The organism is Devosia sp. Root413D1 (genome assembly GCF_001425235.1).
GTDB lineage: Bacteria > Pseudomonadota > Alphaproteobacteria > Rhizobiales > Devosiaceae > Devosia_A.
In genome coordinates this window covers 333,197-358,263 of record NZ_LMEA01000010.1, presented here as the reverse complement: position 1 = coordinate 358,263, position 25,067 = coordinate 333,197, and the positions used below count along the sequence as shown (strand labels likewise).

Here is a 25,067-nt window from a genome sequence, read left to right as displayed (position 1 = left end):
CATCAAAGCTCCGTCGGGTCCGGGAGGGGTCCAGTGGGGATCACGCGGCCATCGACCGCACTACGCCGAATTAGCGCAAGATCTGGGATTAGCGCAGGATTTCGACAAAAAGAAAGCGCCGGGCCCAATTACGCGGCGCCCGGCGCTTATGCCTCCAGTCGATAGAGCTCCGGGGATTACGCGCGAGACATCGCGTGGCCGCGACCTCCGCCCCGAAGCTCGCTCAACGCCTACTGTACCACCGTCACAGCACGGCGGTTTTGTGACCAGCACGAGATATCGTTGCAAATGGCCACAGGACGTTCCTTGCCGAACGACTTGGTGGTGATGCGGCGCTGGTCGACGCCCTTCGACACCAGGTAGTTCACCACGATCGATCCGCGGCGTGCGCCCAGCGCGATATTGTACTCGCGCGTGCCGCGCTCGTCGGCATGGCCTTCGATCAGGATGCGGTAGTTCCTGTACTGGTTGAGCCACGCCGCCTGCTTGTCCAGCGTCGCGATGGCGGTCGGGGTGAGATTCGAGGAGTCGGTCTCGAAGAACACGCGGTCACCGACGCTCACCAGGAATTCCTGCTGGCTGCCGGGGGCGCCGCCGCCGGGCCCGAGATTGCCGACACCGGTACCGCCGGCGCCATTGCGCGAACAGGCTGCCACGGCGACCACGAGAACCACCAGCGCGGCAGCACGCAGCACGGCGAGAAGGGGCGTTACTGAACGCATCCGGGTTGACTCCTAATCGGAAGGATTTGAGACGCCTTTTTTACCGTTGGTAATCTTAAGGCGGGGTTGTCGTGGTTGGTTAATTGTTGGTCATTCTGGCGCGAATGTGGCCGGAATCCGGGCTTTTCCGTGATGTTGCTGTGAAGACACGGAATGGGGAGCGGCTTTCGCCCGATAGACCGGCGCTGGAAGAGTACCCCCACCCTGCCCCCTCCCCCGCAAGGGGGGAGGAGACCAAAACACTGGCGTCGGTGTGAGCGTCTCCCTCCCCCTTGCGGGGGAGGGGGCAGGGTGCGGGGCAGCCCGCGCCGGCCTCTCTAATCGAAGCCTCAGCCCCTGAGCGGCGACCATGCCGGATCGGACGCAAAACTCTCGGTCTTGAGGTTGAGCTCGTTCCGGCCCCAGATGTCGATCGAGTGGAGGCTCGGGCCGGCATCGCCACCCGGATCGCGGAAGAAGCCGATGACGCGGCTGTTCGGCGCCCAGGTCGGGCCTTCCTGTACCTGGCCCGACGAGGACAGGATACGCTCGCCCGAACCATCGGGCTTCATGATGCCGATGTGGAACTGCCCGCCCGACTGCCTGGTGTAGGCGATGAGATCACCGGCCGGCGACCAGACCGGGGTGGAATAGCTGCCCTCGCCATAGGAGATGCGCTGCGCCCCGCCGCCACCGGCGCCCATGATGTAGAGCTGCGGGCTGCCGCCGCGATCGCTCTCGAAGGCGATGCGCGAGCCATCCGGGGAATAGCAGGGCGAGGTATCGATTGCCGCGCCGCTGGTCAGCTGCGTCGGGTTGCCGCCGCCGACGCCCGCCGCGTAGATATTGGTGGTACCGCCATTCGACACCGAGAACACCACGGTACCGCCATCGGGCGAGAAGCGCGGCGCGAACGACATCGGTGCGCCCTCGATCAGCTTCTTGGACGCCCCGCCGAGGCCGGCGATGTAAACCTGCGGGTTGCCATCCTCGTATGAGGTGAAGGTCACCGAGGCGCCATCCGGTGACAGCCGCGGCGACAGGGTCAGCGCCTTGCCCGAGCTCAGGTACTGCACGTTGAAGCCATCCTGGTCCATGATGGCGAGGCGCTTCACGCGATTGGCCTTGGGCCCACTCTCGGCGACGTAGAGAATACGGGTGTCGAAATAGCCGGTGCCGCCCGACAGCGAGGCATAGATGGCGTCCGACACGATGTGGGCGATACGGCGATAGTTCTGCGCATCGGTCTTGTACGATTTGCCGACCACCTGGGCGGAAGCCTGCGTATCCCAGACCCGCACCTGCGAAGCGACCTCCGCTCCGCGCTCTACCGAGCCCATCACCAGCGCATCGACGGTGGCGGCGCGCCAGGCGGCAAAATCCGGCTCGTTGGTGACATCGCCGACCCGGACCGGCAGCGAAGCGGGATCGAGCGGCACAAAGAGCCCGGAGCGCTTCAGGTTGTCGCGCACGATCTGCGCGATCTCGGCGCCGAAGGCCGGGTCGGAAGAGGCGAAATCCGGAATGGCGATCGGCAGAGGCGTGAAGTTGCCGCCGGTGACGACGATCTCGACCAGTGCCTGCGACGGGGTGGCGAGCGCCAGGGCGCCGCCCACGAGGCCGAGTTTCAGCGCGTTGCGCCGGGTGATCAGGGTCATCTTACGTCTCCATCTTTCTCGGGCGTCGGGGTCACTCAGAACTCCCGCGCTGCAAACTGGGCTCGTACGTCCTGCCCGGCAGCCACGGTGAACGGGCCGCAACGCTGCAGCGCACGTGACACCGCTCGGGCATAGGCATCTTCGATCTGGCTGCTCGGCGCGCTGGTCATCTGCGGGCGGCCGCTGACCATGCCGTCGGCACCGATCGAGAAGGTGAACTCAGCCCGCGCATCGGCATCCTCGGCGCCGGCTGGCAGGGTGATGCAGGCGCGGATCTGGGCGACCAGCGCACCGATCTCGGATTGGCTGAGCGTCGCCGAGCGGCCATCCTCACGACCGAGGGTCGGCTCGCCGCCCGCGCCGGTAGTGCCGCCGCGCGATTCCTCGTTGTTGATGAGGTTGGCGACTTCATCGGCGAGCTTGCTGGCCTCGTCGGCCTTGGCCTGCTCGACCCGCTGCTTTTCTTCGGCGGCCTTGCGCTTCTTTTCTTCCTCGGCCTTCTTCTTGTCGGCTTCGGCCTTGGCCTTTTCGTCCGCCTGCTTCTGCTTTTCCGCCTGCTGCTGCTTCTTGAACTCGGCGCGCTTCTGGTCGAGCGAAGCGGTATGCGTCCTCGGCTTGGGGGCGCTCTCAGCCGGATCGGGCACCTCGGGGGTCGCGACCGGCGTTGGTTCTGCAGGGGTCGGCTCTGCGACAGGCTCGGGGACCGGCTCGGGCTGCGGCTGGACCACCGGACGCGGCGCCGGGGTAGGAGCGACTTCCGGCTCGGGTTCGACCACCGGCTCGGCCGCCGCCTCGGGCGCCGGCGCGGTCTGCTCGGTCGGCGCCGGAGTCGGATCCGGATTATCCATCGGGGTCGGCTGATCTTCTTCGGTGTTGCCGGTCGGCTGCGCCAGCTCGGCCGGCTTTTCCGCCTCGACGATCGACGGCGCCTCGGTCTCGACCACCGTGCTGTCGAGCGTACCCATGCGGATATTGGCGAAATCGGTAACCGAAATCAGGTCGACGGCGATCGACTCCACGGGCTCCGGGTCCATTGGTCGCCCCATGCCGATGCCGACGACCGCGAGAACGATCAGTCCGACATGCCCGATGGTGGAAACCGTGAACCCGGTGCGCATCAGCTCACTGGTCCTGTTGCTGCGCGGCCTGTTCCGTGATGAGCCCGATCTTGGCGTAGCCGGCGCCCGACAACGCGCCCATCACCTGCATCACCGAGCCATAGTTCGCCGCCAGGTCGCCGCGCACATAGATGCGGTCCTCGGTGCCGTTGACGGCCACCGCGGCAACCTGCGCAGTCAGATCCTCGAGCGTCACCGCATTGTCGCCGAGGAAGATCGCGCCTTCGTTGGTGACCGAGACGGTGATCGGCTTCTGCTCGGTGTTGAGTTGCTTGGCCTGGGTCTGCGGCAGCTCGATCGGCACGCCGACCGTCATCAGCGGCGCCGCCACCATGAAGATGATCAACAGCACCAGCATCACGTCGACCATCGGCGTGACGTTGATCTCGCTCATCGGCTTCGAACCGCCGCCGCGCCGGCGGCCACGACGACGGCCGCCGCCTCCGCCGCTCGATACTGCCATTGCCATCAGCGGGCACCCCGCGCTTCGAGCTGTCGGCTGAGGATGGTGGAGAACTCGTCGGCAAAGCCTTCGAGCCGGCCGATCAGCTTGTTGGCGTCACCCGAGAGCTTGTTGTAGGCGATAACCGCCGGGATGGCGGCGAGCAGGCCAAGCGCCGTGGCGAACAGCGCTTCGGCGATCGGCCCGGCGACCACGCTGAGATTGGTGCTCGATGCGGCCGAGATGGCCGTAAATGCGTTCATAATGCCCCATACCGTGCCAAAGAGGCCAATGAAGGGCGAGGCCGAGCCGACGGTGGCGAGGAAACCCAGGCGCTTTTCGAGGGTCTCGCTCTCGCGGCTGATCGCCACGTCCAGCACCTTGTCGAGACGCCCCTGCACGCCGACGAACGACGAGGCGTTCTGCTCATGGCTGCGCTTCCACTCCTTCATCGCCGCCACGAACACCGCACCCAGCCCCATCGAGGGCTTCTCGCTCATCTGCTGGTAAAGTTCCTCGAGCGACTGGCCTGACCAGAACACCCGCTCGAAGCGGTTCATCTCGGCCTTGGCGCGCGCATACAGCATGGATTTGTCGACGATGATCGCCCAGCACCACACCGAGGCGGCGAGCAGCCCGATCATCACCGTCTTGACGACGAGGTCCGCCTGCCAGAACAGCGCCCAGATTGAGAGGTCGGCATGCGGAGCGACCGTGCCGACTGCATCCATGGCTTCCATGTAAGGGTCCTTCTCAGTCCGGCCCCGACGACCGAAACCTGATCGTCGGGTCGATGCGGTTCAAATTTGTCAAATTTAAGAGAAAAGCCCGGTTTTCCGGACCTTTGGCAGTGCTGCTGGTGCACTGCCTTACTTATGGTCAAGCAAACGTTAACAAAGCGATTCCTCGCGTTTGTGTGATCGCGGCAGATCGGCGCAGCGGGCAACGCCACAGGCGTGCCGTGCAACCCTCCGGGGTGACGCGCGTTGTCGTCTCGACTGCCCGTTCGGGGGTTCGCGGTCGTCCCACGACAATAGCAACAACCAAGGGAGATCCCCATGCATCTCGACCTGACACGCACGCTGCTCGCCGCCACGGCGGTGCTCGCCTTTTCCGCCGTGCCGGCTTTCGCCGAGCAGCAGAAGTTCACTGCCGAGCTCACTGCCGCCGCCGAAGTTCCGCCCACGGACTCGACGGCTACCGGCAAGGTGGAAGCCACGTACGACACCGACTCCAAGGTCTTCACCTGGACCGTCACCTACGAGGGCCTCAGCGGCGATGCGACCGGCGCGCACTTCCACGGCCCGGCCGCCGAGGGCGCCAATGCCGATCCGGTTGTGCCTCTGGCCGACCCGCTGGCGAGCCCGATCAACGGCAACGCCACGCTGACCGACGAACAGGCCACCCAGCTGCAGGGCGGCTCGTGGTACTTCAATCTGCACACGGCAAAGTTCCCGGATGGCGAAATCCGCGGGCAGGTAAAGCCCGCCGCGATGTAGGACGTCAGTCTGACACGAATCCTTGGGGTCGCCGCTCTGCGGCGGCCCTTTTCTATGCCTTGAGCTGATCCAGCAGGTCGCGCGGCATCCGCGCCACCCCGCCGCTGGTCTTGATCGCCACGACCTGCACCTCGGCCCGCGTGATCTCGATACCATCCAGGCTGATTGACTGCACCAGGTTGAGCCGCGCCGCAGTGAGCGAGGCAACTTCGGTGGTCACCTCGAGCAGGTCGTCGATATGCGCCGCCGCCTTGAAGTCGATGCTCATGCTGCGCACGGCAAAGGCGATGCCGTCCTTCACCAGCTCAGAGTGATGCACGCCGCGTTCCCTGAGGAACTCGGTCCGGGCCCGCTCGAAAAAATGCAGATACGCCGCGTGGTAGACATTGCCGGAAAAGTCGGTGTCTTCGTAATAGACGCGGGCGGTGAAATGGCTGCTGGTCATAGCTCGTTCACGACGACATGGATCGGATGCGGTCCCAGCTCTGCCATGCTGCCGCGCAGTTCGACCGGGAACAACGGCATCGCAGCGAGCGTCTCGGCATCGTTGCGAACCCACCTGAATTCGAGCATTGCGCCACCATCGGCGACGCGGTGACAGACCGCATCGGTCGAAAACGGAAAGCTCGTTGGAATCTCGGCCGGGTAGTAGAAGCCCATCTCATGGATCACCCGGCCGTCATAGCGGAACAGGTCCTCCATCACGATGGCCAGCGGGCCGATTGCCGCCACGACGCCCAACTCCTCCTCGAGCTCGCGCGCCAGTGCCTCGGAACTGATCTCGCCCATCTCGACGCGCCCGCCGGGCAGCGCCCAGGACTCCTCGGTGGTCGCACGATGGATCAGCACATGGCCTTCGCGGTGGATGATCGCTGCGGCGCGGAACTGGAACCGGGTCGTTTCGTGATCGAACGATATCATCCGGCGGCTAGCGGTCATCTGTCCGATCCGGCGAACTGCAGGCCACGCGCTTCGAGCTCGGTCCTGAGGATGAGAATGGCCTTGGGGCCGACACCGTGCAGCGCCAGCAACTCCCGTTCACTGCGCTCAGCAACCACTTCGAGCGTCGTAATGCCCTGGAGCTTCAGCGCCTGCGTCGCGGGCCGGCCGATGCGGGGCAGCGCCGTCACGGCTCCCTCCTCGACAACAACTCAGGCGACAAGATGATGCTCCCGGTCGAACGCCCAGACCTCTTCGTGGTCGATCTCGAACAGATGGCCATCAGGGTCGCGGAAATAGCCGGCGGTGCCCCACTGGGTCTTCGTCGCCGGCTTGACGATCGTGCCGCCCGCCCGCTCTGCCTGTGCCAGCAACCGGGCGACGTCATCGGGATGCTCAGCGCAGTAGATCAGCGCCAGGCCGGATGAAGCACCGGGATCACCCGGCAGGCCCAGAGCATCCTTGGCGAGATCGGCCTTCGAAATCAGCGCCAGCGCCATGCCGCCCAGGTCGAATTTCACGAAACCAGCGTGGCTGGTCGGCGCCCGCTGCCAGCCAAGCGCTTCGTAGAACGCTGCCGACCGAGCGACATCGGCGACGCCGAGCAGGATGATGTGGACGCGGGGCCGAAATGCCGGTTCGCTCACTCCTCGCCAGGCTCCTCGAACAGGCTGCCTTGCATGCCGATAAACCCCTGGGGGACGCTGATGCCCATATGCTGGAAGGCCAAAGCCGTCAGCATCCGGCCACGCGGCGTGCGCTGGATGAACCCCTGCTGGATCAGGTAGGGCTCGACGATCTCTTCGAGCGCATCGCGCGGCTCCGACAGCGCTGCGGCGATGGTTTCGATCCCCACCGGGCCGCCGCCGTAGAAATCGGCGATCACCTTGAGGTAGCGCCGGTCGAGCTGGTCGAGCCCGCGCGCATCCACGTCGAGCCGCAGCAGCGCCTTGTCGGCGACCGAGCGGGTGATCTCCTTGGCGCCATCGACCAGCGCGAAATCGGTGACCCGCCGGAGCAGCCGGCCGGCAATGCGCGGCGTGCCACGCGAGCGGCGGGCAACTTCCATCGCCCCGTCGGGCGCCATGCCGATGCCGAGCAGGCGGGCACCGCGCTCGACGATCTTCACCAGTTCTTCGGGGGTGTAGAAATTCAGCCGGATCGGAATACCGAAGCGGTCGCGCAGCGGCGTGGTCAACAGCCCGGCGCGGGTGGTGGCGCCGACCAGGGTGAACTTGGCGAGGTCGATCCGCACCGAACGCGCCGCCGGCCCTTCGCCGATGATCAGGTCGAGCTGATAGTCCTCCATCGCCGGATAGAGGATTTCCTCGATCGCCGGGTTGAGCCGGTGGATTTCGTCGATGAACAGCACGTCGCGCTCTTCGAGATTGGTGAGCAGCGCCGCGAGATCGCCGGCCTTGGCGATCACCGGACCGGAGGTGGCGCGGAACCCGACGCCCAGTTCACGGGCCACGATCTGCGCCAGCGTGGTCTTGCCCAGCCCCGGCGGGCCGACGAACAGCACGTGATCGAGCGCCGTGCCGCGTTGCTTGGCGGCCTGGATAAACACCTCGAGATTGGCCCGCGCCTCGGCCTGCCCGATGAACTCGGAAAAGCCGGACGGGCGGAGCGAAACATCGAGCGGGTCATCGCGACCGGCCTGGGCCGAGGTGAGGTCGGTCAAAGCTTCAACATCCGCGCCGCGATGAGGCCCAGAGCCAGGAGCAGCTTAGCCTCCCGCTCGTGGTCGGTGAAGCCGCCGAAGCCGTCGACGGGGCCGGCAAACAGGTCTTCGTCACCTGCGTCAGGGTAGCTAACGGACATTCCGCCCCACCGCACCCGGATGTAGCCGCATGGCGCAGCACCTCTCGTGATCTCATACTGTTCCGGCGCATCCCTGCAGGTAAGCGTGACGGTTAGCCCTAGTTCGTTTGCGACAAGCATTACCGCGTCGGGGATCACCAGAGGGTCCACCTTCGGGAGTATTAGCTTCTCAAGATTCTCGATGGCAGAAGGCATGTTACTAACCCATAGGCGGGGGTTCAGGCTGGCGTTCATATCCTGTCTCGCGTCCCGACCCGCGAGCCGATGACCATTATCGCTATGTACTGAATGGCCAGCCAGGGAAAGGTGGTTACCAGTTCGAAGAAGCGAAGCCCGTCCCGTTTGAACGAAGGGCCTGATGGCAACCAATCGAACCAGCCCCACGAGACTGAGGCTGTCCCGATCAACACTGCGACGCTCAGCGGCAGCAGGATAAGGTGCTCCCATAGGCCAATCGGTGCCCGAACCGCCGAACGCAGAACAACAGCAAGGCACCAGAACGCGTAAAGCACCGAGCTTGGGAAGAGAAACGACAGCGCCGAAGCCGTCGGACCATGGATCACCAAATCGATGAAGTTCAGAATGGTAGGCCCCGTCGCCAGCAGCATGGCGAACAGGACGAAGATGCCAATCAGGCGGTCCCGCGGTCCTGCGCCGCCAATCACGAACTGAGCTCCCTGAGCCCCAGCCGGATCAGTTTGTCCGTCGGCACGTCGTCGCCTTCGCGGCCAACCACCCGCGCCACCGCAGCCGAGGCCTGGGCGCTCGAATAGCCGAGATTGGTGAGAGCCGAGACCGCATCGGGTACATTGCCGGCGGCGACGCCTTCGCCCAGCGCCGCCTGCAAGCCCAGCACGCCAGCATCGATCGCGCCTGCCGGAGCCTTGCCCTTGAGTTCGGTGACGATGCGGACCGCCAGCTTGGGGCCGACGCCGTTGGCCCGGCCGACCATAGCCTTATCCTGCAGCGCGATGGCGCTGGCGAGTTCCGATGGGGTGAGAACCGAGAGAATGGCGAGCGCCACCCGGCTGCCGACGCCCTGCACCGTCATCAGCGTGGTGAACCAGGCCTTCTCGGCTTCGGTGAAGAAGCCGTAGAGCCGGATCATGTCCTCGCGCACGATCATCTCGGTATGGACCACCGCCGCATGGCCGACCTGCGGCAGCGCCGCCAGCGTCTTGGCCGAGCAGAACACTTCGTAAACCACGCCGTTGACGTCGAGATGCGCGTAGTCGCCGCCGAAGCCGTCGACCATGCCCTTCAGTTTGCCGATCATGCAGGAACACTCAGCTTGCGGATGGCGCGATGATGGGCGTGACAGACCGCGATGGCCAGCGCGTCGGCCGCATCGGCGCCCTTGAATGTAGCCGTGGGGAGCAGGATCTTTATCATCATCTGGATCTGCGCCTTCTCGGCATGGCCGGTGCCGACCACCGATTTCTTGACCAGGTTGGCGGCATACTCGCCGACCGGCAGCCCGCGCAAAGCCGGCGTCATCAGCACCACGCCGCGCGCCTGGCCCAGTTGCAGCGCCGAACGCGCCCCGGCAGAAACGAAGGTCTCCTCCACCGCCGCCTCCTCGGGTGCATACTCGTCAAGCACCGCCGCGATGCCGCGATGCAACGCCACCAGCCGGTCGGCCAATATCCCATCCACCGGCGGCGTGATCGTGCCGCAGGCGATAAAGCTCAGCCGGTTGCCGTTGCTCTCGATGATGCCCCAGCCGCAGCGCCGCAGCCCCGGATCGATGCCGATGATTCGCACTGTTTCAGCCATTTCGAAGCTTTAGGTCAGGAGCCGGAGCCTACCAAGGGCTTTGTGAACGAAACAGAAACACTGCACCGATTTAGCTACGATCCGGGTCAGCGAATTTGATCGGCGAATTAATCAGCATTCAAGCATTGCTCCCGTAAGCCCAAGGCATTCACTCCGGGGGACGCGGAAATGAACAAGCTTGCACTGCCGGCTTCCGAATGGCGTATCGCCTGGCAGCGCACGGCCCTGATCCTCGCTGCATCGACGGTCGGGTCCTGGGTGATGTCCAATCTCGTCATGATGTCCCTCAACGAAGGGATGAACACCGTCGGCACCGTACTGGCGCTGGGCATGCCCACCGCCCTTGGCGGCCCGATCTTGTTGTTCCTGCAGGTGCGCTCGGCCCAGCTGCGCGATGCCAACCGCAGGCTGGAGAAGCTCGCCTCCACCGACTGGCTGACCGACTGCCTCAACCGTCGCGCCTTCACCTCGCGGGTCAGCTCGAGCCTCGGCCAGACCGACGGCTACGGCACGCTGCTGGTCATCGATGCCGATCACTTCAAGACGGTCAACGACCGCTTCGGTCACGAGCGGGGCGACGAGGTGCTGCAGCTGATCGCCGGCGCCATCCGCGACAGCGTGCGTGACGGCGATCTCGTCGGCCGCATCGGCGGCGAGGAATTCGGCGTGTTCCTGAAGGATGCCGGACACGATATCGCCAACGCTGCCGCCGAGCGCATTCGCGCCGCGGTGAACGCCCTGTTCGTCACTTCGGACGGTATCGCGCAACGGCTGTCGGTCAGCATTGGCGGCGCCGTATGCGCCGGCGACTCCGGCTTTTCGGAGCTGTTCCAGATCGCCGACCGTCGTCTCTATGAGGCCAAGCACGCCGGCCGCAACCGTGTCGAACTCGGCCGGAATGCCGGCGATGCCGACCTTGCGGCAATGAGCGCGGCGATCAGCTGACCGCCACAAGGAACGATGGATAGACGACAATAGATAAAATCCGATCCGGTGGCTTGAGGCGATTTCAACACGCGCCGCCTACCGTTCCGGCCCTCTGCGCAGAAGTGCTGAAGGGACGCGAGCATTGGATTTTTCACCCACCGGATGGGGCCGCGTTTTCCTCTGGACCGCACTTGGGGCGTTCGGCTGCGTCGCTGTCGCGTTGTTCGTGGACTCGTTCAACTTCCATAACCTCGGCCCCGATGACCTCCGCTGGTCGATCACGGTCGATATCCTGGTGCCGCTCGGCCTCGCCGGCCCGATCCTGTTTTTCCTCCTGAGCAAGCTGCGCGAACTCGCCATCGCCCATGAGCTGCTGCGCCGCCACGCCGCTACCGACACCCTGACGGACCTCTTGAACCGCGGCGCCTTCACCCGCGAGGTCGAGGAAGCCCTGGCCGACGCGCGCTTCGCCGAAGACGGCATGCGTGGCACGCTGCTGGTGGTCGATGCCGACAACTTCAAGGCGATCAACGACACCTATGGCCACGAGCAGGGCGACGCCGCATTGCGGCTGATCGCCAGCTCGATCCGCGCCGTGCTGCGCTCCGCCGACCTGGTCGGCCGGATCGGCGGGGAAGAGTTCGCGGTGTACCTCCCCGGCACCACCCTGCTGATCGCCGAGGCGGTGGCCGAGCGCCTGCGGCAGGCGGTGTACGCGGCCGCATTCGCGCCCGAAGGCAAACCGCACCAGCTGACGGTGAGCGTCGGCGGCGCCGTGTATGATCGCCATCTGCCCTTCGCCGAACTGTTCCGGCTGGCCGATCAGCAGCTCTATGCGGCCAAGCAGAATGGACGCAACTGCATCGCAGTCACGTCCATCGCGCATTACGAAACGCTGCCGGCCGCCGCTGCCTGATCCGTTGCGGTAGTGGCGACTTCGACGAGGAAGCCGCCGGGCGCCTCGCAGTAGAATGTCGTCGTCCGGCTGCCGCCGCGGCTGAACTGCTGCACCTCACCGGGACCGTAGGCAGCGGCGACGAGTTCGGCATGCTTCAGCCGGACGTCGGCAACGCTGCCGACGAAGAAGCCGATGTGGAAGTTCTTGTGGTAGCTGGCCTCGGCCTTGCCGGTCGCCATGAAGTTGAGGACGAAGCCGCCCTCGCCTAAGAGGACGACGAAGTTGTCGTGGGCTTCGCCGACAATGGCGAAATCGAAATGCCGGGTGAAGAACTCGGCAGCCGCGCGCACATCGGCGACGGCGAAGTTGGCGTGATTGAACTGCATGGTGATGTCCTGCTGATGCGGGTGGTGGAACGGTCGAGCGACCGGCTCCGTGGCGCACGCGGCATGAGGGCATGTAGCTGACGGTGATGCATCGACCCATATCCCAACAAGCAGCGGGCGCCCGGGGGTCGGACGCTCGTCGGCTTGCCGTGGGTCCTTCGCCTTTTTCGGGGCGGGACAATCTCCCTCGCGGGGAGGGCCGGACTCACCTTAACCGGCCTGCGTTTTTTCGGCGTAACGAGCCCGAACTAGTGCCCGGGCCCGAATCTGTCAAACCAAGCCGCTCTCAGGCGGCTTCGATCTCCAAGTCGAAGCCGCTCTTAGGCGGCCTCGATCTCCAAGTCGAAGTCGCTCTTAGGCGGCTTCGATCTCCAAGTCGAAGCCGCTTAGGCGGCTTCGATCTTTGCCATGTCTTCGTCGGAAATATCGAAGTTGCTGTAGACGTTCTGCACGTCGTCGTCTTCTTCGAGGATGCCGATCAGCTTGAGCAGCGTCGCGCCCTTTTCCGCATCCACCGGCACTTCGTTCTGCGGCTTGAAGATGAACTTGGCCGACTCCGCCTCGCCCAGCACCTTCTCGAGCGCCGCCGCCACTTCGTTCAGCTGTTCGAACGAGGTGTAGATCCAGTGGCCGTCTTCGTCGCTCTCGACATCGTCGGCCCCAGCCTCGATCGCCGCTTCCATCACTTTGTCTTCCGAACCGGCCTTGGCCGGATAGAAGATCTCGCCGACCCGATCGAACATGAAGCCGACCGAGTTGGTTTCACCCAGCGCGCCGCCGTTCTTGGAGAAGGTCGAGCGCACGTTCGAAGCGGTACGATTGCGGTTGTCGGTCAGCGCCTCGACGATGACAGCGACGCCGCCCGGACCATAGCCCTCGTAGCGGATCTCTTCGTAGTTCTCGGTGTCAGCGCCGCTCGCCTTCTTGATGGCGCGCTCGATATTGTCGCGCGGCATCGACTGGGCCCGGGCGTTGATGACCGCCAGGCGCAGGCGGGAATTGAACGCCGGATCGGGCATGCCGAGCTTGGCGGCGACGGTGATTTCGCGGGCGAGTTTCGAAAACACCTTCGAGCGAGCCGCGTCGGACTTGCCCTTGCGGTGCATGATGTTCTTGGCGTGTGAATGGCCGGCCATGCGGTCACCCCTGTTTTGGCATGTGTGGCAATGGTGGTGGGCGGTTATAGGGGCGGCAGCGCCGAAAATAAAGACCGTGTGACACTTGGCGAAATGGGTCGGCCGGCCGCGTGCTGGCACATCACCGTTTCCGTCAATTGAGCGGCATTTCTAAAATGAACCCGCGATAAATACGGATATCATGAGGTATTAAGCCCTGAACTGGCAAATCGTGTCCATCGACGCGGCATTGGGACCGCAAGCAGAGAGAAAATTTGAGATGGACGCGTTCAAGAGATTTTCGATCGCCGCATTGGCGACGATACTGGTTGCCGGGGCAGCCCCGGCATTTGCGCAGGACACGCGCGACACCCGGCCTCAGCAGGGCCGGCCGATCATCGAACACGGCGACGAGGGCGGCGGGAGCGTCGAGCCCGGGCAGAAACAGCGCCTGCCCAAGTCCACCGAGGGCGTCAGGTGCCTGGTCAAGGAGGGCCATGGCGGGCCGGAGATCCTTGCCGTCAACGGGACGGGAAAGGTGATTCCAGCCGGTACTGTGGTGACGTTCTACATGCAGCCGGGCAACGTCCAGAAACTGTTCAAGCTCACCGATGATTGGGCGCCCGGCCAGTCGCTTGCTATCCCCGTCAAGCTGGCGGAACTGCCCGACGATGCCGAGTGTTCGCTCAAACTCAAGTCGTCGCCGGAGCCCGAGATGCCGACGGACGATCCCGTTCCCGCCGCGGAGCCGGAGCCGGAGCCGGAGGATCAGCCTGCTGGGCAAGACTGGGTACCCCCCGAAGGTTGGGTGTCCATCCAATCGGACCAGTTCTCGTGCAAGGTCTATGACCACCAGTATGCGTGGGAGCCCACGCCCTCGATCCTCTTCTTTGTCAACACCAGCGGCGGCACACTGCCCGCGGGCACGAAGGTCATCATCACCATGCCAGACGGCAGCATCGAGGAATTCACCCTTGGATCGCCCTATCCCCCGGGTGGCGAATTCACGATCGAACTTCCCGCCGGCAGCCTCGAGAACTACGAGTGCTCGTTTGAGGTGATCCTGCCCTAGGCCGGGAACGCCGGCCCACCTGGGCCAGCGACCCGCCCACCCTGAGGGGTGACTGCTTAGCCACGAGACCGGTCCCTGGATCGGTCTCGATCGCTATTCCACTCAGCGTCGCCGGGTCGTTCGCCGCACATACCGGCATCGGCTATGGTGCACGGCGGCCCCGCCCCTGAGGACACCGTGGTCCGAGGTCGGGATGTAGGCGTAGGAGCCGACGAGACGGTGCCACCCTCCGATCGAGGAATTCTCATGGCGAGTATTTTTCGCCATGTGAACGGATTTAGCAAGATGAACCCGCGATAAATACGGATATCATCGCACATTCAGTCGGAAAACCGTATTCCTGCTCATCAGCGCGGCATTGGGGCCGCCAGCAGGAAGAGCCTGAGATGGACGCATTCAAGAGATTTTCGCTGGCCCTGATGGCCGCGGTGGTGGTGGCCGGCGCGACACCGGCTTTCAGCCAGACACGGGATACCCGACCAACCGAACCGGATCGGCCGACGATCGAACAGGGGGAGAAGGGCGGCAGTGAGGAACGAGCCGACCGCGCGCAGCCCGGCCGGTTGCCCAAGGGTACGCCCGGGACGGAGTGCAAACTGGCTTGGGACGGAGACCAGATCAGTGGGGTCCTACTGACCAACGACACCGGCAAGATGATCCCGGTCGGAACTGTGATCACCGTCTATATTCAGCCCGGGAACATCCAGAAGCAGTACAAGGTGACAGCCGATTGGCACCCGGGCACTGTGGTGGACATCGCCATCGACGTTGGGAGCGTGACCTCGATCGCTGCCTGTTCCATGAAGGTGCAGCCCGATCGCAGCGGGCAGTTACCGCAGCCGGAGCCGGAAAAGCCCTGGTACATGCAGGGCGAAGTGTCCTTTTACTGCACGGTGGTCTGGCGGTGGGACCCACCCCCGGGACGACCATTCGTCTCGTTCAAGAACGATGGCGACGTCATGATCCCCGCTGGCACCACGATCACCTACATGTTGCCGCTCGGCGAAGCCGTGTCCTATGTGCTCGAAAAGGATTGGCACCCCGGGCAGTATCTGGAAGTGGCAATGCACTACTCGCTCGAGATGCAGGAGTTCTACATCATCCACGACAAGGAGCATCAGGCGTGCAGCAATGAGACGGTCGTGACCGGCGACTACGGCCCCGCTGTGGAAGAACAGGGCCCGGTGCCCGGTATCGACCCGGCCAAGGTGCCGTAATCGTTCAGAACGCCGGCTCGACTTGAGCCAGCGAACCGCCAACCCTGAGTGGCGACAGCTTCGCAACGAGACCGGTCCTTGGATCGGTCTCGATCGCTATGCCGCTCAGCGTCGCCTCGCCCTCGGCCGGAGTGAACCGGCCGGTGGCGATACCGGTGAGGAAGCGGTTGAGCGGCTCGTCGACCTCAACCCCGATCACCGAGTCGTAATCCCCGCACATGCCGGCATCGGCCATCAGCGCCGTACCGCCTTTGAGGACCCGGTGGTCGGCGGTCGGGATATGGGTGTGGGTGCCGACGACGAGGCTGACTTTGCCGTCGAGAAAATGTCCCATCGCCTGGATTTCGGACGTCGCCTCGGTGTGGAAATCGAGGATGATCGCGTCCGCCTGCTCGCCCAGCGGGCACGCCGCGACGGCGGCTTCCACCGCCCGGAACGGATCATCGACCGGGTCCATGAACACCCGGCCCTGCGCATTGATCACCAGCACGCGGTGCCCGGCGCGGCTCTCGTAAAGGTTGGCGCCCCGCCCCGGCGTGCCCGGCGCCAGGTTGATCGGCCGCAGCAGCGTCGGTTCGCGGGCGATATAGGTGAGCGTGTCGCGCTGGTCGAAGGCGTGGTCGCCCAGCGTCACCACGTCGGCGCCGGCAGCCTTGATCTCGGCGAAGTGCCCTTCGGTGAGGCCGCGCCCGTGGCTGGCGTTCTCGCCGTTGATCACCACGAAATCGAACTTGTGCTTGTCGACCAACCCGGCCAGGCGGTCGGAAACGGCGTCGCGGCCGGCTTTGCCGACCACGTCGCCCAGGAACAATACTCTCACGTGACCGGCGCCTTTTTCTCGAAGTTGCGCACGCCATGTTCGGTGACGATGGCATCGAGCGGCACATCGTGCGCCTCGCGCGGGATCAGGTCCATCTCCTGCAGCGCGAAGGCGAAGCCGATCAGGCGGGGACGTTTATTGAGCGTCGCCAGCGTGCGGTCATAGTAGCCGCCGCCATAGCCGAGCCGGGTGCCATGCTTGTCGAAGCCAAGCAGCGGCATGATGATGACATCGGGTTGAGCGCGCGGCGCCTCCTCAGGCGGCGCCAGTGTGCCGAAGCCCGCTTCGTAAAGTGGCGCGCCATCTTCCCAGATGCGCAACTCGAGCGGTTGCTCGTCGCCCAGCACCACCGGCAGGCAGACCGGCTGGCCGGCATCCATCAGCCGCGCCACCACGGATTTCACATCCATCTCGTCGCGGATCGGCCAATAGCCGGCGACCACTTCGCCCTTGTCGAGCGGCACGCCCTCGAAGAAGTGCGCGGCGGCTGCCTTGGCGGCATCATTGCGCAGCGACGGGTGGAAGGCCGCCCGCTTCTTGTGCGCCGCAGCGCGGAGCGCCGCTTTCGCCTCTTCGATCTTTGCGTCGCTCATCGGGCTTTCTGGCGAGGAATTCAGGTGCCGCCACGGCCGTGGGATACAGATCCTGGGAACCTACTTACGTAGGTGGGCGCCGTGTGTCCGAACCCACGGGTCCGAACGGTGACAGCTCCCTTAAGGATCAGTACGGCCCCAGGGAAATAAGATCCAACACGCACCGGGCAGCAAACTCAATATAGGGTGGCGACATCGTCAGCGCCATGCGCTTCTTTCCTTTTCCCCGCTCCGGCCTATATCAGGCGGACGAGGGCTCGAGGGGCGACGCATGGTTTCACAGATCCTCCTGGTGATGATCGCGGCCATTGCGGTCACCATCTTCGCCGAACGCCGCAACATCCAGGCGCCGCTGCTGCTGGCGCTGGTCGGCCTCGCCGCCTCGTTCATCCCCGGCTTGCCGCGGCTGGAGCTCGAGCCCGAGATCATCCTCACCGTGGTACTGCCGCCCTTGCTCTATTCAGCGGCGACCGAATTCTCGTTCATCAGCTTCATCCGGCGGCTACCCTCGATCATCAACCTGGGCGTGATCCTCGTGCTGGTGACCACCTTCGTCGTCGGCGCGGTGTCGGCTTCGATCATTCCTGGCATGACGCTGGCGGTGGCGACGGTGCTTGCTGCCGTCGTCTCGCCGCCGGATGCCGTGACCGCCGTGGCGGTCGGCCGCAAGCTCGGGCTCCCCAGCCGGATGATGACTGTGCTCAAGGGCGAAAGCCTGATCAACGACGCCGCGGCGCTGACCCTCTTCGCCTTCGCCACCGCCACGGTAACCGGCCGGCACCTCTTCATCGACAATGGCTTTCTCTACTTCGTCTATGCCGTGGTCGTCGGCATCGTCATCGGCATGGTGATCGGCGCCATCGTCCACCGCACCCGGCTGCGCATGAGCAACGCTTCGCTGGTCACCGTGCTCTCGGTGCTGGTGCCGTTCGCCGCCTACCTGGTGGCCGAGGAAGTGGGCGCCTCAGGCGTCCTCGCCGTGGTCGCCGCGGGCTTCTCGCTCGGGCACAATTCCACCGAAGCCGGCTATGCTGCCCGCATCCAGGAGCGCCAGTTCTGGCGCACCGCCGATGCGCTGCTCGAGGCCTTCGTCTTCGCCTATATTGGCCTGCAGATGAAGTTCGTCATCGAGGAAGCGACCGCCACCGGCTTCAGCCTGATCGAACTGCTCGGACTGTCACTGATCGTCCTCGTCGCGGTGATCCTCGTCCGTATCGCCTGGGTGTTCGGCACTGGCTTCGTTTCGCGCTGGCAGACCCGCCGGGTGCGCGAGTCCATTGCCCGCATAGAGGCCGGCGAGGAGCCGCCGCGGCGGTTCGGCCGGCGTGACGGGCGCTTCGAGCGCCGCCGGGAAGTGCTGCGGCAGGGCGGCTACGATGTCCCCGAACCGTTCAGCTGGCAGGAAAACCTGGTGATCTCGTGGACCGGCATGCGCGGCGTGGTCACCCTCGCCGCCGCAGCCGGTATTCCGCTGACGACGCTCGCCGGCGACGCTTTCCCCGGCCGCGACGTCATCCAGTTCGTCGCCTTCGCAGTGACGATCGGTACGCTGCTGGTGCAGGGCCTGACCCTGCCCTGGCTGATCAGTGTGCTCGGCATCTCCGACCCGGCCGAAGACAAGTACCGCGCCGGCCAGCACGCCATCGCCCGCGACATCGCCGACGCCGCCGGCCGCGCTGCCATCACCACGTTCCGCGATGGCCAGACCGACCCGAAAGCCCGCGCCGCCGCCGAGCAGATGCTGCAGCGCGCCAGCGTCGAGGACGCGGCGGAGCGCCAATCGCATACCGAGCACGATTCCATGGTGCTGGAACTCGGCCGTGCCGTACTGGAAGCCCGCCGCACCGCACTGGTCGCCGCTCGCGACGAACGCAAGCTCGATGACGAGGTGCTGCGCGAGATTATGGAAGAGATCGACCTGCAACAGGCCGTGCTGGCCAACTGGGAGCCGGGTCGGTTCAGCGGCTAGAACAGCTCGGTCCAGTCGGCCGAATGATGCAGCACACGCTGCACGACAGCGGTTCCATCGATCAGATCGTAGAACAGGTGGTCGGCCTCGTGGTGCCACAGCCGGATCGGCGGCCGAACTTCATCGCGCTCTCTTCCCATGAAGGGATGCTCGGCAATGAGAAGCACCGCGCCGCGCAAGCTGTTGATGTAGCTATCCGCCTGCGTCGGGCCATAGGTCAGGACGCCGTAGAGGTAGATCTCGTCAATGTCCTGTTGCGCTGCAGGAGATATCCTAGGCGGCGGCATCGCGCGCCTTGAGAGCAGCTATCGCCTTCTTCCGGGCCTCAGCAAAAATCTCATCCACTGACTTGTCGCTGATCCCGCTGGCGCGGCCCTTGTCGATCTCGGCCTGCAGCCGCGCAATGGCAGCCGACTTCTCCTGCCGCTCCCGGATGATATCGCGCATCAGATCGCTGGCATTCGCGTACCGCCCGGTCGCAACCTGCTCCTCAACCCATTGCTTCATCTTGTCCGGCAGTGAGATGTTCATCGTGGCCATGGCGAAGCTCCTTTTGACGTCATTCTAGCAAACATTGGCAAACTTTGCCAATTACCGGCGCTTGCCGGAACCCGCCAGCACGTCCTAGTTTCCCCCGATGCGTGGCAGACATCTGATCAGCCTCGGCCTGGCATTGGCGATCGCGGCCTTGAGCTGCGCCGTCCCAGCTGTCGAAAGCGATAGTGAACCGGCCAAGCCTCGCTCCTGCTATGCCGCCGATCCCGCAGCACCATCCTGGACGGCGGTGTGCATCCGGCAGGAGCAGTTCTTTCGCGATACCTGCGGCGCGATCCAGCTGTTTGCCTGGCGCGAGCGATTGCCGGTCGGGTATTTCGCGCGGCTGATCTGGCAGGAGAGCCGCTTCGACCCGTTTGCGCTGAGCACCGCCGGAGCGCAGGGGATCGCCCAGTTCATCCCCTCGACGGCGCGCCTCCGCGGCTTGCGCAATGCGTTCGATCCGAGCGAGGCGCTGGCGAAATCGGCCGAATACCTGCGCTTTCTCACCGACAAGTTCGGCAACCTCGGGCTGGCGGCGGTCGCCTACAATGGCGGCGAGGGGCGAGCATCGGGTTATGTGAAAGGCGGCAGCTACCTGCCGGCCGAGACTCGCTTCTACGTCGAGATCGTCACCGGCCGCGATCCGGATGCCTGGCTCGCCGAAACCCCGCCTGAAGTCGACTACGCTATCGGCAAGGACGAGCCGTTCATCGATGCCTGCGTGAAAATGGCCGAGGCCGAGCGGGTGCCGAGCCTCGATCGGCAGCCGAGCGAGTGGAAGCCATGGGGCGTCCTGCTGGCGCAGAACTTTTCGCAGGGCGTCGTCATCCGCCGCTTCGAGCGGGTGCAGGCGAACTATCCCAAGGTGCTGGGCAGCGAGAAGTTGATGCTGCTGATGGCCCGCAACCCGAATTTCGGGCCACGGCTCAGGCACTACGCCATGATCGGCCGGGACAACCGTGCCGATGCCGATGCGCTGTGCGCCAAACTGCAGGCGGCCGGCGGCTCCTGCGTCGTGAGAAAAAACTAAGCGCCTGCCGCCGCGCCGGTGTCGTCGATGGCGCTCGAGATCGCCTCGATCTTGCGCGCCGCTTCGTTGAGCCGCTTGGCGAACCGCCGCTCCAGTTCCTCGGCCTCGTGGGTCAGCGCCTCGCCGACCTGGGTGAGGTTGGCGACATCCTGCTTCAGCTCGGTAATGCGGCGCTCCGCCTCGGCCAGCTCGTCGAGCACGGCGATGCCGGCCATCACCGTCAGCCGGTTGTCGCCGATCTCGCCGAACGTCCCCTTGAACTGGTCGATATGCTGATTGAAGCGGTCGGCGAGCCCAAGCAGGTGCTGCTCCTGGCCCTCTTCGCAGGCCATGCGGTACTTGCGGCCGTTGATGTCGACATTGACCTCGGGCATCTCAGCTCTCCCCTACTTCGAGCCGTCCTGGGCCAGCACTTCGCGCACCGACTCCATAGCGACGACGAGCCGCCGCGCCACTTCCGCCGAGCTGTCGTCCAGCCGCTTGGCCTTGGCGCTGACCTTGTCGAGCTCCTGCGCCAGGCGCTGCCGCTCGCCCACCAGTTTCTGCGTATCGGATTCGATCCGGCTATGCGCCCGCACCCGGCCATTAAGGCTGCGCACGCTTGCCTCGAGCCGCGCGAACGCCTTGTCCAGCCGGCTGGCGGCGGCTTCGTATCCATCCTCGGAGTGCTGCTCGGCCATCCCGACCCCCGTCGTGGAAAAAGGGCGATTCCACTTGTCACTATAGCGCAAAGCTAGCGCGGCATGGCAACGCCCCCCTCCGGGAGGCGACATTGACAGGTCAAAGGAACCTGCTAAGCGTCAACCCGCCTCGGCAGGAGGGTTCGAGGCGCCCGGATTTCCGGGCTTCTGTCCCTTAGCCGAGAGCACCCTGATGACCAACTCCGCCCAAGCCAATGAGATGGCCAATGCCATCCGTTCCCTCGCCATGGATGCGGTGGAGAAAGCTAATTCCGGTCACCCCGGCCTGCCGATGGGCGTGGCCGACATCGCCACGGTGCTGTTCACCAAGGTGATGAAGTTCGATCCGAAGAACCCCTGGTGGGCCGATCGCGATCGCTTCATTCTATCGGCCGGCCACGGCTCCATGCTGCTCTACGCATCGCTCTACCTCCTGGGCTACGAGGACATGACGATCGATCAGCTGAAGCAATTCCGCCAGCTTGGTTCCAAGACCGCCGGCCACCCGGAATACCACTTTGCCCCCGGCATCGAGACCACCACCGGTCCGCTCGGCCAGGGCATTGCCAACTCGGTCGGCTTCGCCGTTGCCGAAGCCAAGCTCGCCGCCGAGTTCGGCTCCGACCTCGTCGACCACTACACCTGGGTGATCGCCGGTGACGGCTGCCTGATGGAAGGCGTGAGCCAGGAAGCGATCTCGCTCGCCGGGCACCTGAAGCTCAACAAGCTCGTGGTGATCTGGGACAACAACAACATCACCATCGACGGCCGCGTCTCCAACGCCGACTCGACCGACCAGATCGCCCGCTTCAAGGCGTGTGGCTGGAACACCATCGAGATCGACGGCCTCGACCAGGCCCAGGTCGAAAAGGCCTTGCTCGACGCCAAGAAGTCGACGGACAAGCCGACCCTGATCGCCGCCAAGACCATTATCGGCTTCGGCGCCCCGACCAAGGCCGACTCGCACGGCGTGCACGGCTCGCCGCTCGGTGCGGCCGAACTCGCTGGCGCCAAGCAGCAGCTCGGCATCGACTACCCGGCGTTCGAAATCCCGAGCCACACGCTCAATGCCTGGCGCGCCGCCGGCACCCGCTCCGAGAACGCCCGCGGCGATTGGGAAGGCCGCCTCGCTGCGGCCAAGCCCGAGTTGCGCGCCGAGTTCGAGCGCCGTATCGCCGGTAAGCTGCCGGCGAACTGGAACGAGACCATCGAGACGTTCAAGGCCAAGCTGGTTGCCGACAAGCCGAAGGTCGCGACCCGCAAGTCGAGCCAGTTGGCGCTCGAGGTGATCAACAAGGTGCTGCCCGAGACCATCGGCGGCTCGGCCGACCTCACCGGCTCGAACCTTACCAACACGCCCGAGACGCTGCCCTTCACCGCCACCGACCGCGCCGGCCGCTACATGCGCTACGGCATCCGCGAGCACGAGATGGCGGCGGCGATGAACGGCATCGCGCTGCATAAGGGCCTCATCCCCTATGGCGGCACCTTCCTGGTGTTCACCGACTATGCCCGCCCGGCCATCCGTCTCTCGGCGATCATGAGCCAGAAGGTCATCTACGTGATGACCCATGACTCGATCGGGCTGGGCGAAGACGGCCCGACCCATCAGCCGGTCGAGCATCTCTCGACGCTGCGCGCCATTCCGAACCTGCTGGTCTTCCGCCCGGCCGATGCGGTCGAAACGCTCGAATGCTGGCAGCTCGCCATCGAAGCCGAGCAGCCCTCGATCCTGGCCCTCAGCCGCCAGAACCTGCCGGCGTTGCGCACCGAAACCGTCACCGGCAATCCGTCGGCCAAGGGCGCCTATGTCATTGCCGGCGATCAGAACGCCGATGCGGTGATCTTCGCCACCGGCTCGGAAGTCACCATCGCCGTGCAGAGCCTCGAGCTGCTGAAGGCACAGGGCATTTCGGCCAAGGTCGTCTCGGTCCCCAGCCAGGAGCTGTTCTACGCCCAGTCGCAGGAATACCGCGACAGCGTGATCGGCAAACCCAAGGCCAAGGTGGCGATCGAAGCCGGCATCGAGATGAGCTGGCTGAAGCTGCTCGGCGACAAGGGCCGGTTCATCGGCATGCACTCGTTCGGCGCCAGCGCGCCGGCCGAAGCGCTGTATGAGCACTTTGGCATTACGTCGAAAGCGATAGTTGAAGCCGTCATGGCGCAGTTGTAAGAACCGCGCTCTTCTTCTCTCCTCCCTAGAAGTCCCTGAAGGAGCCATCATGGCTGTACGCGTCGCAATCAATGGCTTTGGCCGCATCGGTCGCAATATCCTGCGCTCCATCGTCGAAAGCGGTCGCAACGACATCGAGGTCGTCGCCGTCAACGATCTTGGTCCGGTCGAAACCAACGCCCACCTGCTGCGCTATGACAGCGTGCACGGCAAGTTCCCGTATGAAGTGAAGGTCGAAGGCGATGTGATCACCGCCGGCAACCAGAAGTTCAAGGTGACCGCGGTCAAGGATCCGGCGCAGCTGCCGCACAAGGAGCTGGGTGTCGAGATCGTGCTCGAGTGCACCGGCATCTTCACCAGCCGCGACAAGGCCGCCGCACACCTCACCGCCGGCGCCAAGAAGGTGATCGTCTCGGCCCCGGCCGAGAACGCCGACCTGACCGTCGTCTACGGCATCAACCACGCCCTGCTCGGCAAGGAGCACGTGGTGATCTCGAACGGCTCGTGCACCACCAACTGCCTCGCCCCGATGGCCAAGATCATGAATGACCTGGTCGGCATCGAGAAGGGCATGATGACCACGGTGCACAGCTACACCGGCGACCAGCCGACGCTCGACACCATGCACAAGGATCTCTACCGCGGCCGCGCTGCGGCGCTGAGCCAGATCCCGACCTCGACCGGCGCCGCCAAGGCGATTGGCCTCGTGCTGCCCGAGCTGAAGGGCAAGCTGGACGGTATCTCGGTCCGCGTGCCGACCCCGAACGTCTCGCTGGTCGATCTGAAGTTCCTCGCCAAGCGCAATACGACGCCGCAGGAAGTCAACGACGCGCTGATCGCCGCCGCCAACGGCCCGCTCAAGGGCATCATGACCTTCACCACCCATCCGCTGGTGTCGAGCGACCTCAACCACGATCCGCATTCGTGCACGATCCTGCTCGACCAGACCAAGGTGATTGGCGATAACTTCGTCAACATCATGGGTTGGTACGACAACGAGTGGGGCTTCTCGAACCGCATGGCCGACATCACGGCCGTGTTCGCCAAAACTCTGTGACAAACAAGACCCTCTAAGTGCCTCTCGAGCTCGACCTCCGCTGGCAGCCAGTCGGTGAGGTCGGGCTCGAGCACTGCCGTATCTGGGAAAGCCCCGACGGCATCAATGTCCGCAGCGTGCTGATCGGCGAGTTCGAAGGCTTCGCCTACGGCGCCCAGTACGACATCCAGCTCGCCCTCGACTGGACCTTCCGCTCCCTCACCCTCCGCCTCCAGGATGGCCGCGTGCTGCGGCTCAACTCGAACGGGCTGGGCGACTGGAAGGTCAACGGCCAGCGCGCCCCCGGGCTCGAAGGCTGCGTCGATATCGACGTCTCCGGCACGCCCTTCACCAACACCCTGCCGATCCGTCGCGCGAAGTTTACCGATGGCGTGCCGCAGCAATTCGCCATGGCCTGGGTGCCGCTCGACAGCCTGGAACCGTTCCGCGACGGCCAGATCTACACCCGGCTCGATCCCACCCATTACCGCTACCAGGCCGCCGATGGCAGCTTCGAGCAGGTGCTGACGGTGGACGAAGACGGGTTCGTGGTGGACTATCCGACGCTGTTCGCGCGTCTGATCCGATAATAACTGCTCAACCAGAACGATTGTAATTTCAACGATTTGTCCACGCTTGTGGCACCGCTGCACTTGT

At 64.7% G+C, this 25,067-nt stretch carries 32 protein-coding genes and 1 other RNA gene; 10 read left to right on the top strand and 23 right to left on the bottom strand.

What is annotated here, in order from left to right; genetic code table 11:
* Window positions 1-230: 230 nt before the first annotated feature.
* The 5 genes from pal to tolQ all read right to left on the bottom strand — a co-directional run bounded on the left by pal (window position 231) and on the right by tolQ (window position 4,650).
* Window positions 231-722, bottom strand: coding sequence for a peptidoglycan-associated lipoprotein Pal (gene pal, locus ASC89_RS16420; protein ID WP_055999663.1), 492 nt, complete (start codon window positions 720-722; stop codon window positions 231-233).
* Between the two features lie 329 nt (window positions 723-1,051).
* Entirely contained in the window at window positions 1,052-2,359 is a 1,308-nt protein-coding gene (tolB, locus tag ASC89_RS16415) for a Tol-Pal system beta propeller repeat protein TolB (RefSeq protein ID WP_055883164.1), read from the bottom strand.
* Window positions 2,360-2,394: 35 nt separating this feature from the next.
* Window positions 2,395-3,477 (bottom strand): hypothetical protein, encoded by a 1,083-nt coding sequence (locus ASC89_RS16410; protein WP_055999660.1) that lies wholly within the window; start codon window positions 3,475-3,477, stop codon window positions 2,395-2,397.
* Window positions 3,478-3,481: 4 nt separating this feature from the next.
* The gene (gene tolR / locus ASC89_RS16405) at window positions 3,482-3,946 is read right to left on the bottom strand and encodes a protein TolR (RefSeq protein WP_055999657.1); all 465 of its coding nucleotides are present in this window, start codon (window positions 3,944-3,946) and stop codon (window positions 3,482-3,484) included.
* Complete coding sequence (gene tolQ, locus ASC89_RS16400) at window positions 3,946-4,650, bottom strand: protein TolQ (protein ID WP_055883337.1); 705 nt, start codon at window positions 4,648-4,650, stop codon at window positions 3,946-3,948. Before tolQ ends, tolR begins: the two co-directional genes overlap by 1 nt.
* Window positions 4,651-4,977: 327 nt before the next feature.
* Between tolQ and ASC89_RS16395 the strand changes: the two genes are divergently transcribed.
* Window positions 4,978-5,418 carry a CHRD domain-containing protein gene (locus tag ASC89_RS16395; RefSeq protein WP_055883158.1) on the top strand — a complete coding sequence of 147 codons (441 nt, stop codon included), beginning with the start codon at window positions 4,978-4,980 and terminating at the stop codon, window positions 5,416-5,418.
* A gap of 52 nt (window positions 5,419-5,470) precedes the next feature.
* On the opposite strand, the gene ASC89_RS16390 is transcribed toward ASC89_RS16395, so the two are convergent.
* Genes ASC89_RS16390 through ruvC form a run of 9 tightly spaced genes read right to left on the bottom strand, consistent with a single transcriptional unit; the run spans window position 5,471 to window position 9,957 of the window.
* Window positions 5,471-5,863 (bottom strand): YbgC/FadM family acyl-CoA thioesterase, encoded by a 393-nt coding sequence (locus ASC89_RS16390; protein WP_055999654.1) that lies wholly within the window; start codon window positions 5,861-5,863, stop codon window positions 5,471-5,473.
* Window positions 5,860-6,357, bottom strand: coding sequence for an NUDIX domain-containing protein (locus ASC89_RS16385; protein ID WP_055999651.1), 498 nt, complete (start codon window positions 6,355-6,357; stop codon window positions 5,860-5,862). Before ASC89_RS16385 ends, ASC89_RS16390 begins: the two co-directional genes overlap by 4 nt.
* A complete protein-coding gene (locus tag ASC89_RS16380) occupies window positions 6,354-6,548 on the bottom strand; it encodes a hypothetical protein (protein ID WP_055999648.1) in 195 nt (64 codons plus the stop codon). Before ASC89_RS16380 ends, ASC89_RS16385 begins: the two co-directional genes overlap by 4 nt.
* A 21-nt stretch (window positions 6,549-6,569) precedes the next feature.
* Window positions 6,570-7,004, bottom strand: coding sequence for a VOC family protein (locus tag ASC89_RS16375; RefSeq protein WP_055999646.1), 435 nt, complete (start codon window positions 7,002-7,004; stop codon window positions 6,570-6,572).
* Window positions 7,001-8,041: a Holliday junction branch migration DNA helicase RuvB gene (gene ruvB / locus ASC89_RS16370; protein WP_055999643.1), complete on the bottom strand. Its 1,041-nt coding sequence runs from the start codon at window positions 8,039-8,041 to the stop codon at window positions 7,001-7,003. Before ruvB ends, ASC89_RS16375 begins: the two co-directional genes overlap by 4 nt.
* On the bottom strand, window positions 8,038-8,415 hold the full coding sequence (locus tag ASC89_RS16365; protein ID WP_055999640.1) for a hypothetical protein: 378 nt from the start codon (window positions 8,413-8,415) through the stop codon (window positions 8,038-8,040). The genes ruvB and ASC89_RS16365 overlap by 4 nt, the downstream gene beginning before the upstream one ends.
* Window positions 8,412-8,846, bottom strand: coding sequence for a hypothetical protein (locus ASC89_RS16360; protein ID WP_055883144.1), 435 nt, complete (start codon window positions 8,844-8,846; stop codon window positions 8,412-8,414). Before ASC89_RS16360 ends, ASC89_RS16365 begins: the two co-directional genes overlap by 4 nt.
* Window positions 8,843-9,457: a Holliday junction branch migration protein RuvA gene (ruvA, locus tag ASC89_RS16355; protein ID WP_055999637.1), complete on the bottom strand. Its 615-nt coding sequence runs from the start codon at window positions 9,455-9,457 to the stop codon at window positions 8,843-8,845. The genes ASC89_RS16360 and ruvA overlap by 4 nt, the downstream gene beginning before the upstream one ends.
* Window positions 9,454-9,957, bottom strand: coding sequence for a crossover junction endodeoxyribonuclease RuvC (ruvC, locus tag ASC89_RS16350; RefSeq protein ID WP_055883141.1), 504 nt, complete (start codon window positions 9,955-9,957; stop codon window positions 9,454-9,456). The genes ruvA and ruvC overlap by 4 nt, the downstream gene beginning before the upstream one ends.
* 168 nt (window positions 9,958-10,125) lie before the next feature.
* On the opposite strand from ruvC, the gene ASC89_RS16345 reads away from it, so the two are divergent.
* Both ASC89_RS16345 and ASC89_RS16340 read left to right on the top strand, forming a co-directional pair.
* A complete protein-coding gene (locus ASC89_RS16345; protein ID WP_055999634.1) occupies window positions 10,126-10,902 on the top strand; it encodes a GGDEF domain-containing protein in 777 nt (258 codons plus the stop codon).
* Window positions 10,903-11,026: 124 nt separating this feature from the next.
* Window positions 11,027-11,800 carry a GGDEF domain-containing protein gene (locus ASC89_RS16340; protein ID WP_055999631.1) on the top strand — a complete coding sequence of 258 codons (774 nt, stop codon included), beginning with the start codon at window positions 11,027-11,029 and terminating at the stop codon, window positions 11,798-11,800.
* Here ASC89_RS16340 and ASC89_RS16335 read toward each other — a convergent pair.
* Window positions 11,770-12,168, bottom strand: coding sequence for a VOC family protein (locus ASC89_RS16335; RefSeq protein WP_055883136.1), 399 nt, complete (start codon window positions 12,166-12,168; stop codon window positions 11,770-11,772). The two genes, ASC89_RS16340 and ASC89_RS16335, sit on opposite strands and share 31 nt — an antisense overlap.
* 386 nt (window positions 12,169-12,554) lie before the next feature.
* Window positions 12,555-13,304: a YebC/PmpR family DNA-binding transcriptional regulator gene (locus ASC89_RS16330; RefSeq protein ID WP_055883134.1), complete on the bottom strand. Its 750-nt coding sequence runs from the start codon at window positions 13,302-13,304 to the stop codon at window positions 12,555-12,557.
* 259 nt (window positions 13,305-13,563) lie between these two features.
* Here ASC89_RS16330 and ASC89_RS16325 point away from each other — a divergent pair, with 259 nt between their 5' ends.
* Together ASC89_RS16325 and ASC89_RS16320 are read left to right on the top strand one after the other, a co-directional pair.
* A complete protein-coding gene (locus tag ASC89_RS16325) occupies window positions 13,564-14,355 on the top strand; it encodes a hypothetical protein (protein WP_055999628.1) in 792 nt (263 codons plus the stop codon).
* A gap of 386 nt (window positions 14,356-14,741) precedes the next feature.
* Entirely contained in the window at window positions 14,742-15,572 is an 831-nt protein-coding gene (locus ASC89_RS16320) for a hypothetical protein (protein WP_055999625.1), read from the top strand.
* Between the two features lie 4 nt (window positions 15,573-15,576).
* On the opposite strand, the gene ASC89_RS16315 is transcribed toward ASC89_RS16320, so the two are convergent.
* From ASC89_RS16315 to ssrS, 3 genes are all read right to left on the bottom strand, one after another.
* The gene (locus ASC89_RS16315; protein ID WP_055883127.1) at window positions 15,577-16,392 is read right to left on the bottom strand and encodes a TIGR00282 family metallophosphoesterase; all 816 of its coding nucleotides are present in this window, start codon (window positions 16,390-16,392) and stop codon (window positions 15,577-15,579) included.
* Entirely contained in the window at window positions 16,389-16,985 is a 597-nt protein-coding gene (locus ASC89_RS16310) for a 5-formyltetrahydrofolate cyclo-ligase (protein WP_055999618.1), read from the bottom strand. Before ASC89_RS16310 ends, ASC89_RS16315 begins: the two co-directional genes overlap by 4 nt.
* 20 nt (window positions 16,986-17,005) lie before the next feature.
* A non-coding RNA gene (ssrS, locus tag ASC89_RS28195) (6S RNA) lies at window positions 17,006-17,162 on the bottom strand.
* Between the two features lie 94 nt (window positions 17,163-17,256).
* Here ssrS and ASC89_RS16305 point away from each other — a divergent pair.
* The gene (locus tag ASC89_RS16305) at window positions 17,257-18,954 is read left to right on the top strand and encodes a sodium:proton antiporter (RefSeq protein WP_055999615.1); all 1,698 of its coding nucleotides are present in this window, start codon (window positions 17,257-17,259) and stop codon (window positions 18,952-18,954) included.
* Here ASC89_RS16305 and ASC89_RS16300 read toward each other — a convergent pair.
* Window positions 18,951-19,241: a type II toxin-antitoxin system RelE/ParE family toxin gene (locus tag ASC89_RS16300; protein ID WP_055999612.1), complete on the bottom strand. Its 291-nt coding sequence runs from the start codon at window positions 19,239-19,241 to the stop codon at window positions 18,951-18,953. The two genes, ASC89_RS16305 and ASC89_RS16300, sit on opposite strands and share 4 nt — an antisense overlap.
* Entirely contained in the window at window positions 19,228-19,494 is a 267-nt protein-coding gene (locus ASC89_RS16295; RefSeq protein WP_055883120.1) for a type II toxin-antitoxin system ParD family antitoxin, read from the bottom strand. Before ASC89_RS16295 ends, ASC89_RS16300 begins: the two co-directional genes overlap by 14 nt.
* Window positions 19,495-19,591: 97 nt before the next feature.
* Here ASC89_RS16295 and ASC89_RS16290 point away from each other — a divergent pair, with 97 nt between their 5' ends.
* Entirely contained in the window at window positions 19,592-20,521 is a 930-nt protein-coding gene (locus tag ASC89_RS16290; RefSeq protein WP_055883118.1) for a lytic transglycosylase domain-containing protein, read from the top strand.
* Here the strand turns inward: ASC89_RS16290 and ASC89_RS16285 are convergent.
* On the bottom strand, window positions 20,518-20,895 hold the full coding sequence (locus tag ASC89_RS16285; RefSeq protein WP_055883115.1) for a cell division protein ZapA: 378 nt from the start codon (window positions 20,893-20,895) through the stop codon (window positions 20,518-20,520). The two genes, ASC89_RS16290 and ASC89_RS16285, sit on opposite strands and share 4 nt — an antisense overlap.
* Before the next feature lie 12 nt (window positions 20,896-20,907).
* Complete coding sequence (locus tag ASC89_RS16280) at window positions 20,908-21,201, bottom strand: DUF4164 family protein (protein WP_055999609.1); 294 nt, start codon at window positions 21,199-21,201, stop codon at window positions 20,908-20,910.
* A 193-nt stretch (window positions 21,202-21,394) separates the two neighbouring features.
* On the opposite strand from ASC89_RS16280, the gene tkt reads away from it, so the two are divergent.
* From tkt to ASC89_RS16265, 3 genes are read left to right on the top strand one after another with little or no spacing between them, the layout of a single operon-like run.
* Window positions 21,395-23,374 (top strand): transketolase, encoded by a 1,980-nt coding sequence (tkt, locus tag ASC89_RS16275; protein ID WP_055999606.1) that lies wholly within the window; start codon window positions 21,395-21,397, stop codon window positions 23,372-23,374.
* A gap of 49 nt (window positions 23,375-23,423) precedes the next feature.
* The gene (gene gap / locus ASC89_RS16270) at window positions 23,424-24,431 is read left to right on the top strand and encodes a type I glyceraldehyde-3-phosphate dehydrogenase (RefSeq protein WP_055883109.1); all 1,008 of its coding nucleotides are present in this window, start codon (window positions 23,424-23,426) and stop codon (window positions 24,429-24,431) included.
* Between the two features lie 17 nt (window positions 24,432-24,448).
* Window positions 24,449-25,000, top strand: a complete 552-nt coding sequence (locus tag ASC89_RS16265) for a putative glycolipid-binding domain-containing protein (protein WP_055883108.1) — start codon at window positions 24,449-24,451, stop codon at window positions 24,998-25,000.
* Window positions 25,001-25,067: the final 67 nt, after the last annotated feature.